Here is an 11,036-nt window from a genome sequence, read left to right as displayed (position 1 = left end):
GGAGACGTGGCCGAGAGGTCGAAGGCACTCCCCTGCTAAGGGAGCATCTGGGCCAAAACCTGGATCGAGGGTTCGAATCCCTCCGTCTCCGCCAATAGGCGGTGACAAAGCCCCGCGAGTTCTCGGATTCGCGGGGCTTTTCATTTGTGGGTTATCGCTGCTGGGTCTCTCTGCTTTCTGCTTAGCCGGCGGGGATTGGGGCCCGGTGGGCGGCATCAGCGTGGCCCGCGCACGGTACGACGGTTCCTGGGCAGCGACATGGCGGCTAGACATCCCTTCCGCTTATCTTGCCTTCGATATCTGTGCATGCCAGCGTGAGTTGATCGAAGGTCGCAGGATCGCCTAGCAATATCGCGTCATCCAACATGGCGGCACACACGACCCACACATCCTTTTCAAGTAGATGCGCAGGGCGTCCCGTTTGATTGCGCGCGTATTCCATGCGTCGCGCCGATCGTCAGCGCTAAGACCAAAGAAGTATTCAGCCATGCATAGCTTCCTGACCGATGGCCTGAGCCATCCACGACGGCAGGATAGCCCGGGCGGACGTTAACGTTTGCCATTCCGTTGCCGGAAGCGTGCGGTGCAGTGCCGCTAGAGAACTGCCGACGTGCGTCGGCCCCATCCAAGCCAGCGCACGCACCGCCGCGCCGGCGGGCCCGTTACCCAGCGCTAGCATCCAACGGGGGGCGTGTTTCACCAACAATTCCGAGCGTCCGAGCTTCAGCGTACGGGTGCGCCCCAACGTCAGGTAGACCTCCCGGGTCGGCACCTGCTGGGTCAGGCCGAGCGCATTGGCCGCACTGGCGCCGTGTGGGGCGATGGCTTCACCGCGCTGTTCGGCCATGGCCTTCGCGACCTTCACCGGCGCAGGAGCGCGCGAGCCGAATCGGCTGGAGACGGGGGCGACATAGGTGCCGCGCGCCACACGCAGAAGCTTGCCCGCCTTGCTCAGGCGCGAAAACGCTTGATCGACCGCGGCCCGGCTCCCCAGGTGCAGGAATTCCTTCGGCGACAGCACGCTGCCCTCGGGAAGGGATCGGGCGTGAAATAGGATAGTTTCGGGCAGCGTGCTCATAAATACCTCGCGTGTCAGGAATCATAGACCGTTTCTGACATCCGGGCTCTATTTGACGCAACCGACGCTCGTGCCGGTCGTTATGGTGAATGAGGCGGCGCCGGTGCGTACGTACGAACCCCGAAGCGGTCTGCGTGCGGCTATCGTCGTACGGATACGAATGGGCGAAGACAGGGACGCCGGCTCGACTTTCGGCATAGTTGCCCAACGGCGTGACGCAGTAGCTCGAATGCACCGCACACGATGGCGATCTCGTGAACTTTGACGAGGTAGTCAACGCAGGACGGCGAGTGACCGCAGGGCCGTGTGTGGCGGCTATGCGAAGGCGAGTGGTGGTGGTTTCAAGTGCGGTTCTCGGAGCCCCACAAGAGTTGCGATGAAGTCGCGATGAAAAACCTGCCAAAGTTAACAGGTCTCGGAATTGGAGGGTAGAAAGCGATTAAAATCACTGATTTTTCATCCAGGCGCGAGCATCGTCTGCGAAACGCGATATACGCACGCCGTGATTATCGTATCGGTCCGCGTCCGTAAATGCGCTGGCCAAGTGGAGCAATGGATTGACCGCGTGTCAGTTAAAGCGGCTAACGAAGCGTTGAAGCTTTACGGTGCGCGCCTCTACTTCATCAGCATCACGACTCGCGTGGAAACGCAGCGAAAGCGACAGCATGAGGCCGTCGGGAGATAAGAAGTCGATGAACGATTATCCGCTACCGGAAGATATCCTCCCGTACTACGAACGCGAATTGGCATTGCTGCGCAAGTCGATGCGCGTGTTTTCGGAGCGTTATCCCAACGAGGCGGCGCGACTCGGCATCACCGGTGAGCACTGTGACGATCCGCATGTCGAGCGCCTCTTGCAGTCCGCCGCGCTGAGTAACGCGCGAGCGGCGGCACGCATCGACGACGACAATCCGGAAGTGCCCAACGAGATGTTGGAGCGCTTACATCCGGAGGTGTTGCGTCCGTTTCCAGCATGCTCCATTGCGCAAATTCAGGCTGAGCCCGATCCGTCGATCCGCGCGCGAACGGTCGCGCGAGGATCGGAGTTCATGTCCGATCATGGCAAATATCGGTTTCGGTCGGCGTACGACGTCACGCTTGCGCCGTTTTTCATTGGTCAGGCGCGGTACGCCGCGGTGGCTCGTGCTCCACGGAGCGTGATTCTTCCGGCCGATACGCTTGGTATCCTGTCCGTCACCTTTGCCGCGCTCGAGGAACAGGCCGGCTTCGCAGCCGTTCCGGATCGCGTGCGGATCTTTCTGGATGGTGCGCCGCAGATCGTTGCTGCGTTGAGCGATGGATTTTTGCTTCATGCGATCGGTGCGTTCGCTGACAGGGACGACCGTGGAGAATGGCGGGCGCTCAAAGCTGTACCGATTGCCGCAGCCGGGTTCGATGACGCCGACAGCCTGTTCGGTCAAGGGCCCCGAACTGAGTTTCCGTTGCGCCTGCTGCTCGAGTATTTCGCTTTTCCCGAGCGGTTTCACTTCATCGATGTCGACTTCAAGGCGCTCAAGCAAACCGTACCGGACGGCGCGCAGGGGGCGAACTCTGTCACGCTGCATCTAACCATTGCAGGCGTGCGTCACGACTCATCGATCGCGCAACGTCTGTCAGCTGTCAGCGCCGAGAATCTGAAGCTTTTCTGTACGCCTGTTGCGAACCTATTTCAGCGGGGCGTAGAGCCCGGTGAGGCGACGAGGGACCCGGGCGGTTCGGAGCCTCGATATTCCGTCGTGCCCAGTGGCGTGCCCGAGGTGGCCGATACCGACGTCTGGTCGATCGACGAAGTGCAACTGGGCAAAGCCGGTTCATCGAGCCGTGAAGTGATCGAGCCGCTGCACGGGTTCGGGCATCGGAAGTACTACGGTGCGCCGGTGTGGGAGCAACTGCGCGACGGGCGGGCCGCGCGGGAGAATCCAGGCCGTGAAACCGCGCTTGTGCTGCGCAAACTGGACGGTAAGGTAGGCGCGCTGGACCCAAAGGACTTGGCAATCCGGGTCACGTGCACGAACCGCAATCTGCCGGCGGGCATGCCAATCGGCGCGCCGGGCGGCGACTTGGAAGCGATCGGCGCTGAACTCAAATGCCCGATTGTGCTGCTGCGGCAGCCAACGCCGAGCCAATGGCCCAAACCGGAGCGCGGCCACGGGTGGAAGCTTCTGGCGCAGATGACGCCGCACGTCTGTCGCCTCGATCAGCTTGGGCTCGCGGCCCTCAAAGCACTGTTTCGACAATTCGCCGCGCATGGGGGCAGGCAAGCTTTGCATGTCGAAGGCATTGTGGGCTTGCGCTGGCGCGGCATGAAGCTCTGGACGCTGGCTGCGGGAGTCGGGAGTTTGGAACCCGGGATCGAAATTACGATGTCGCTCGACGAGCAGCGTTTCGAGGCCGAATGCATGAATACGCTTATCGGTGTGATGGATCGCTTCTTTGCCTCCTACGTGGACATCAACAGTGCGACTCAATTGGTGGCGGTATCGGCGCGCACTGGCGCGGTGATTCGCAAATGTCCTCCCCGGGAAGGGCGCATGGCACCGATTTGAAATTTTTTCGATCCATGCCGCTGGCTGTTCTTGGGTGAACGGCGAAAATCTCCCGTGAAGGCCGAGCTGAAACGATTAAAAAAGCGGTTGCAATTTGGTATATTGGCGCCTCTGCAAGGCGGCTGAGAGCGCATTGTCGGTGAACGGTTCGATTGTTTCATGGTCGTGCCGTTCGAGCGAGATAAAAGAAGAGGTTAAACATGAGTTTTGCACCAATCGGAAACGCCGGAGGTGGCGGCGCGCCGTTGACCGGTGGATTGCCGAGCTTGGGTCAAGCCGCCGGAATGGCGGGCCAGCTCGGTGCGCTCGCGGGTGTGCCGGGCGCAGGGCTATTGAATGGAGTAGCCAGCGCAATCCAACTCGCACAGACCGGCTTGGCGCTCATGGGCAAAACGCCGGAATCGATCGCCAGCGCGATCAACGGGCTCACAGGCGATCGACCCAAGTTCACGCAGCGAAATCGCTACGCCACGATGGAGTCTCCGCTCGGCCCCGACGTGCTGCTGATCAACGCGTTGATCGTGGACGAGCATGTCAATCAATTGACCGAAATCCACATCGATGCGCTTTCGCATCAGAACAATATCGAGCCCCAGCAGATCGTCGGCCAACGCGTGAGGATCACGCTCGATCCCAATACGCGCAATTACAGCTTGGAGCGTATCGTCGCGGTTTCGCGGGAGATCGACAATCGCCGTTACTTCGACGGCTATGTGGCGTCGTTTGGCCGGGTCGGCAGCTCAGGCAACGTCACGCGCTATGAAATGTCGGTGGTGCCATGGTTCTGGTTTCTGACTCGTTCTACGGACTGCCGAATTTTCCAGCACGAGACGCCCGAGAGCATTCTCGCCACGATCTTTCATGAGCAGGGGTTTTCCGACTTCGAGTTCCAGGTGCGCAATAAGCGCCCGGAGTTGAAGTACATCGTCATGTACTGCGAGTCGTACTACAACTTCTGCGCGCGGCTCATGGAGCAGGAGGGCCTGATTTGGACCTTCCGCTATGAGAAGGGCAAGCACACCCTCGTGATTGGCGATAGCAACGCAATCTTTCGCGAGCTTCCGACTCTCGGCGAGATCGAGTACCACGCGGATAGCGCGGCGAGCGAGCGAGACGGCATCGACCGATGGGACGAGGCATTTAGTTTCCGCGTCGGCAAGGTGACATACCGGGATTTCAATTCCGAGCGGCCGTCGTCGAAGTTGATGCTGGTCGAGGCGCGTGCGCAGAGCTTGAAGCATCCGAATATCGAGGGTACGGAGCGTTACGAGCATCAGTCGCTCTACGACGATTTTGACAATGGTCAGCGCTACGTGCGCTATGCGATGGAAGCCGAGGAAGCGCAGGCCCGGCGCTTTACCGGCACTGGCTATGCGTCGGGGATGACGACGACCGGGCGGTTCAAGCTCGTCAATCACCGCTCATCGACCTACAACAGCAAGGCGTTGGCCATCCTGCACGTGCGGCATGAGGCCGTGAACGACTTCACGCAGCAGGTGGCGCGATTGCCTTATCGCAATTCGTTCACGTGTTTGCCGATCGACATTCCGTTCCGGCCCGAGCGACGTACGCCGAAGCCGTCCATGCAGGGTACACAGACGGCGATCGTGGTCGGCCCGCCGGGCTATGAAATCTATACCGACGGCAGTTGCGTGAAGGTGCATTTTACGTGGGATCGGCGCGGCAAGATGGATGGCACCGATTCGATGTGGATTCGGGTATCGCAGCCCTGGGCGGGCAAGGGGTGGGGCGGCTCGGCGATCCCGCGTGTCGGGCAAGAGGTCGTGATAGCCCATGATCAGGGGGACCCTGATATGCCCCTCGTGATCGGCCGCGTGTTCAACGGGGAAGCGGCCAATCCGTATCATGGGACTGCCGGGCAGACGATGGGCATTCGCAGCCAAACGCATAAGGGAAAGGGCTTCAACGAGCTACGGTTCTCGGACGTCAATGGTGCGCAGGAAGTCTTTCTGCATGCGCAGAAGGACATGAATACCGTTATTAAAGACAACGAGACGCACACGGTAGAGGCCGGCGCGCGGAGCATTTCGGTGTTGAAGGGCGACGAGAGCAAGCACGTTGCGCAAGGCAGCTTGTCGGAAAAGATCGCGAAGGCGCGCTTCACGACCGCTAACACAGTAGGCGTACAAGCCCTCGCCGGTGACGCAGGACCCGGAAAGCAGAGCTATCAGGCCACGGACGAGATCGAGCATCGCGTCGGCGGGAGCATCGTCACGCTGAAGCCGGACAGCATTAGGCTTTCGCACGGTGCGTCGAGCATTTTGATCAATCAAAGCGGCATCTTTCTCGACGGCCCGGTGATTCACCTAAATCAGGGGCTGTTTGTGACGCCAGAGCAGGCGATGGCGATTGAGTGGGCCAATCAGCAGGCGGTCATTGCAGCGGGACTCGCGTCGGCCGATCCGAAAATTCGAGAGGCTGCGCGGAAATTCCAGGCGACCGCAAAGGCGCAACAGATGGCGAAGCTTGCGAACGCGGTTTATGAGCCGGGCACGGCGCCGCCAGGTTGGAAGAACATTACCAACGATCCGGCTGCGCTTGCTAAGTACAACTTGCGCCCCTCCGATTTCAAAATTGCTGGCAGCAACTTCGGCTCCCAAGCGTACGCGCCCGACCCAGCCGTGTTTGGCGGCAGCATGAAGCCGACCGTCGCCTTTAAGGGCACCGAGAACCTGCTCGGCGAGGATATGACCAACAATATCGAGCAAGGCTCGGGAAAGAAGTCACCGTACTACGCGCAGGCGGTCTCTATCGGGAAAAGAGTTTTACTTTCTGGCAATGCGGAGGATCTGGACATAACGGGTCATTCCTTAGGGGGAGGCCTTGCGTCCGCAGCGTCGGAGGCCAGTGGCTCGACGGCTACCCTATTTAACGCCTCTGGTCTGAATCCCGCCACACTTCCGCTCTACGGCGCATCGCCGCAAGCCGCTTCCATCACCAACTATCGCGTCGATGGGGAAATTCTGACCGGCATACAGGAAGGACGGCTTGGGCCCATTAGCGATGTAACTGCAGCAGTCATGCCAAAGGCCGTCGGCGATCAGATTGACATTTCGGGAACCAGCATGACGAGCTTCGGCCGGCACAAGATGGCCGACGTGTTTAATGGCATGCAGTCGAGGGCCGCACAGGAGCAGGCGGACCTTCTCCAGCAGCTCGGTGCACACTGATGAAATATCGCAAAACGGTGATTGTTGGCGCACTCGTCGCCGCAATCGGATTGTCGTCCCCGATCTGGTGGCCCACTCACGCACAAGGAACAAACATGTCGGGATTCAAACGCTACCCGCCGGAAGATTTTTTCACAGGACAACAATTGGCGCTCGCTCAGGCAATCCGTGACGGAAACCTAGCGGCTGTCAAAGAACTCGCTCCAAAAACAGATTTGGCCGCGCTAGGCAACAAGAAGACAAGTCTCCTGTCCTTCGCGGTGCAGGAAGTCATTCCCGTCAAGAATGACCCCGCCAACGTTCGTTATCAAATCATTTCCGAGCTGGTGCGAGACGGCGCGAAGCCCGAACAGCCGTTTGGCGCGACTGATGAGGACATTGCTTTCGTTGCGGCACGCGCTGACAACCCAAACCTCCTCAATGCGTTGCTGGCGGGCGGTATGAGCCCGGATTTGCGCTATGACGGCGATACCCCCTTGTTATTCGCGGCGTCCGAGGACACCCTATTACCGCAGGTGCGAACACTGGTCGAACATCATGCCAACGTGAACATACGGGATTCGGTTGGCTACACGGCACTCTTCCAAGCGACGGGCCTGCGCCAATGGGACACTGTCGACTATTTGCTTGCACATGGCGCGGACCCAACGGTCTCAGACAACCAGGGAGCGAAATACGCCAAAGCGTTGAGCAATGAATTGCATCAAACGCCGGCAGATTCGCCCCAACTGCCGCGCATAGAAGCGATTCGCAAGCGCATCGTCGCTGCCGGAGTGCAGTGGCCACCGAACTGATGTGGGCAACGCGCCTCGAGCTACATCCAACCTGTCTCTTGCTTGAATCGGCAGCGCCTGCCGATGCGGAAATCCATGCCTATATACGAGATGAACGACGCGGCAATCGATTTGCCTGCGAACTTTACCGACAAGACGATGCACCTGTTCACGGTCGACGCGGCTGGCAGCAGCAGCTTCACGTTCGTCGTGTCGCGCGCGCCAATGGAGAAAGACGATACGGTGGATACGTTCGTGACGCGGCTCGTTTCCGAAATGCGCAAGACGCTACCGCGCTTCGAACTGAAGCACCTAGGTGTCAAAGAAGTCGATGGGGAAACCGCTCGCGAAGTCGACTACCAGTGGGTGTCGCAGGGCTCGCCGCTGCATCAGCGTCAAACGGTCGTGATGTCTCCCGTGCCGGGCGAGCAGCGCATGGCGATCAGTTTCATTGGAACCTGCCCCAAGACGTTCTCGGCTGAAAAGCGAAAAGAGTACGACACCTTGATCGATAGCGTTGTGCTCAAGCGTCCGGACGGTGCCGGCTTCATACCTACGCAGCTAGGCCGTGACGCTCTGGGATTTGTCTTCGTGCTTCACGAGGCGACGGAGACGTTGTACGCGCTGACGAACATGGCTGAATTAATGCGCCACGATGTGACGGAAATGTCCCAGGGCGTAGCGTTTTTTGAGGCGTCCGGTGCGCCGTTGACGTTGCGAGCCGCGCCGGAAGGGCAAGAGGCGTGGAAAGCTCCAGACGGCCGTCAATTCGCATTATGGACAATGGACCCGGAGACGGCTCCGTCGTTGCACGAACGACTCACTGGCGTTAAATCGGTGAAAGGGACTGCCGGAATACAGAGCGTCGCCGCAGTGCGATCCTATCTCGCCACCGTTGCAAGCGCCAGCTAAGAGGGAAAATCCGTGGGAACACTGCTTGCGGCCGCGCGGCTCGGAGACCCAGTTGCACATACGGCCTCCAAAGGGTGGATGATCGCCGGATTGATTGCCGGTGCGGTGATCGGGGCCGCTGCGGTCGTCGTCACCGGCGGCGCCGCATTGACTGTCGTCGCAGCTGTTGCGGCCGGTGCCGCTGCAGGCGGAGGAATTGGCGAAGTGCTCGGCACAATGTCGTGGGCGCCGAGGCACGTTACTGGAAGTCTGATAAAAGGGTCGCCCAACGTATTTATCAACAGCCGAGCGGCGATGCGCGCAAACCTAAGCCAAGGGGTGTGCAGCGATCACAATGGGCCGCCGCAAGTTGTCGCGCAAGGCTCGTCGACGGTTTTTATCAATCGGCAGCCGGCGAGCCGAAAAGACGACAAGTTGATGTGCGGTGCGCTTATCAACGATGGATCGCCGAATGTCTTCATCGGTGGTGCGACCGTTGGGCAGGCCAATTCCGAGATTCCGCCATGGGTTAACTGGACGATGATGGCAGTCGGCGTTGCAGCGGCTGCAGTGCTTGCGGGACCTGTGCTGGCTGTCGTGGGTGCGGTAGGTGGCTTCGCAGGCGGCGAGGCTGGTTCGTGGCTTGGCGGCAAAGCCTTCGGGGAGGGGTCCGACGGACAGAAATGGTCGATGCTTGGCGGGAGTTTGCTTGGGGGATACGCTGGAGCGAAGGGGGCGGGGCTTGCTGCTAGAACCGGGGTGGCTGCATCGGTCGAAGGTGCGGAACAGCCAACAATCACCCTCTATGGATTCCGCGGTGCCGGTTCCACAAGAGACCTTCTGGCTGCGGATGCTCCGCATCCTTACGTAGTCACCGGCCACGTTGGTTATTCATTCGATGGTGGACGGCAGATCTTTGGCTTTGGGCCTAAGGTGCCGGAGGGCATGTCTGCTTACGATGCCGCGCAGTCGCTTCGCGATGGAGCAAGCTATCCGGGTATCATTACTGACGACACAGCCGTGTTTAGGTCGGTCGCGGAGAACCCTGCTGTTGGCCGTGATGGGCTGTCGCAGGTTGTTGTGGAGCAGAAAATCCCTGTCTCATCAGCTGATTTCGATGCGATCAAGGCCGCGCACGATGCAATAGGAGTCGACAGTCCTATGGACAACGCGTTCTATGGTTTCCCAGGGAAGAATGCGAGCACGTACAACTGCGCAACTTTCCCGAGAAAACTGGGGATACCGACTCCAGAGGCGTCAGGGAATATGCGTCTCTATTTCCCGGAACTCGAGAAGCAGGGACAACCGTGGGAGCCAGAATGAGTGACACGAAGAGTTTCTTGGCCGATAAAGTAGCGAACTGCGATTTGGTGATGGTCGAGATCGTAGACTCGCCACAGCCGCAATGCTTTAGGGCTCGCGTCGAGCGGGTATATTCGGCACGCAAAGGGGTTGATGCTGCATCGTACGGGCAGGAAATAGAATTTGTTGGTAGTCCGCCAAGTTGGGGGCAAATATCACTCGCGGTCGGGGACGTTGCATTGGTTTTTCTAAAATCTATCTCCGGCCGATTGTATGAAGAGGCGTGGCGCGGCCACATGTTTGTGGAGCAGATCGATGGCGAACGCTACGCGGTTTTCCAGCATCGGGAATTGTGGCTGAGTCCAGAGGTTCCGGAGTTCCTTCGCGCTTGTTCTCGACAAGATCCGAAGCGGCCATCTGCTTCGGCGATCCGACTTGAAGCGTTGCAGGCGTACTTGTTCTCCTTGATAGAGAACACGGGTCGCGGTGTCATGTGAGCCGCGAAGCACGTGTGAAATTAATGAAGGGTGAGGCTACTGAGAGCGCCTCATCGGGAGTGATTTGAATGAGCGAAAAAAACATCGATTTGTCGCCGTTTTGCATGCGGGCACGAGATTTCCTGACCCAGGGGCGCACTGACGATGCGCTGGCTCTGTACGGTGATGTGCTCCAAATCGATCCGACCAATGCGCTGGCATACGCTGATCGTGGTACGGCTTACGCGATGCTAAACAAATTCGATCTGGCACAAAAAGACCTTGAGCGAGCGTTTGCGCTCGGTTATGCGGAGGCGTCGGCGTATTGTACAATTGGGACCGTTTACTTTCAGGTGAAGCAATACCAAAAATCCTTGGATTGCTTTGACAAGGCGATTGCCCTGAATCCTAACTATCCGTTCATTTACTATAATAGATCGAACGTTTTGAATGAATTGGGCGACAATAAGGCTGCTATCGCAGATCTGGAGAAATGCCTTGAATTTAATCCAGATGAAAACATGCGACAGTTGATTGATCGCCGGCTAGATTTGCTGCGATCTTCAAAGTAGCCGGCATCCGGTGGGATTGCGCTCGAAGCTTCGCTTTATGGATTTTCTTCGTACGCCTGACACTCCCGTGAACCGCCCCGGATTTTGTGGAGGCTCCAACTCTTGAGAGAATGGAGCCATGAACAAGTCGAACAAATTTTCTGCCGAGGTCCGCGAGCGTGCAGTCCGCATGGTGCGAGAGCATCGGGACGAGTATCCGTCGCAGTG

8 protein-coding genes and 1 tRNA gene are annotated in these 11,036 nt (G+C 58.9%); 8 read left to right on the top strand and 1 reads right to left on the bottom strand.

Going from position 1 to position 11,036, the window contains the following annotated elements; translation table 11 throughout:
- A tRNA-Ser gene (locus ACTHN9_RS29620) sits at positions 1–94 on the top strand.
- A gap of 387 nt (positions 95–481) precedes the next feature.
- Here the strand turns inward: ACTHN9_RS29620 and ACTHN9_RS29615 are convergent.
- Positions 482–1,078 (bottom strand): DUF6088 family protein, encoded by a 597-nt coding sequence (locus tag ACTHN9_RS29615; protein WP_440540396.1) that lies wholly within the window; start codon positions 1,076–1,078, stop codon positions 482–484.
- Positions 1,079–1,743: 665 nt separating this feature from the next.
- On the opposite strand from ACTHN9_RS29615, the gene tssF reads away from it, so the two are divergent.
- The 7 genes from tssF (at position 1,744) to ACTHN9_RS29580 (ending at position 10,829) form a co-directional block, all read left to right on the top strand.
- Positions 1,744–3,624: a type VI secretion system baseplate subunit TssF gene (tssF, locus tag ACTHN9_RS29610; RefSeq protein WP_440540395.1), complete on the top strand. Its 1,881-nt coding sequence runs from the start codon at positions 1,744–1,746 to the stop codon at positions 3,622–3,624.
- 200 nt (positions 3,625–3,824) lie between these two features.
- Complete coding sequence (gene tssI / locus ACTHN9_RS29605) at positions 3,825–6,815, top strand: type VI secretion system tip protein TssI/VgrG (protein ID WP_440540394.1); 2,991 nt, start codon at positions 3,825–3,827, stop codon at positions 6,813–6,815.
- Positions 6,815–7,609 (top strand): ankyrin repeat domain-containing protein, encoded by a 795-nt coding sequence (locus ACTHN9_RS29600; protein WP_440540393.1) that lies wholly within the window; start codon positions 6,815–6,817, stop codon positions 7,607–7,609. The genes tssI and ACTHN9_RS29600 overlap by 1 nt, the downstream gene beginning before the upstream one ends.
- A gap of 90 nt (positions 7,610–7,699) precedes the next feature.
- Positions 7,700–8,500, top strand: a complete 801-nt coding sequence (locus tag ACTHN9_RS29595) for a DcrB-related protein (RefSeq protein WP_440540392.1) — start codon at positions 7,700–7,702, stop codon at positions 8,498–8,500.
- Between the two features lie 12 nt (positions 8,501–8,512).
- The gene (locus ACTHN9_RS29590) at positions 8,513–9,802 is read left to right on the top strand and encodes a PAAR domain-containing protein (RefSeq protein ID WP_440540391.1); all 1,290 of its coding nucleotides are present in this window, start codon (positions 8,513–8,515) and stop codon (positions 9,800–9,802) included.
- The gene (locus tag ACTHN9_RS29585) at positions 9,799–10,278 is read left to right on the top strand and encodes a hypothetical protein (RefSeq protein ID WP_440540390.1); all 480 of its coding nucleotides are present in this window, start codon (positions 9,799–9,801) and stop codon (positions 10,276–10,278) included. Before ACTHN9_RS29590 ends, ACTHN9_RS29585 begins: the two co-directional genes overlap by 4 nt.
- A 68-nt stretch (positions 10,279–10,346) precedes the next feature.
- Positions 10,347–10,829: a tetratricopeptide repeat protein gene (locus ACTHN9_RS29580; protein WP_440540389.1), complete on the top strand. Its 483-nt coding sequence runs from the start codon at positions 10,347–10,349 to the stop codon at positions 10,827–10,829.
- Positions 10,830–11,036 lie beyond the last annotated feature (207 nt).

The organism is Trinickia sp. (assembly GCF_051953405.1).
Lineage (GTDB): Bacteria > Pseudomonadota > Gammaproteobacteria > Burkholderiales > Burkholderiaceae > Trinickia.
This window is presented reverse-complemented; position numbering and strand designations above follow the sequence as displayed.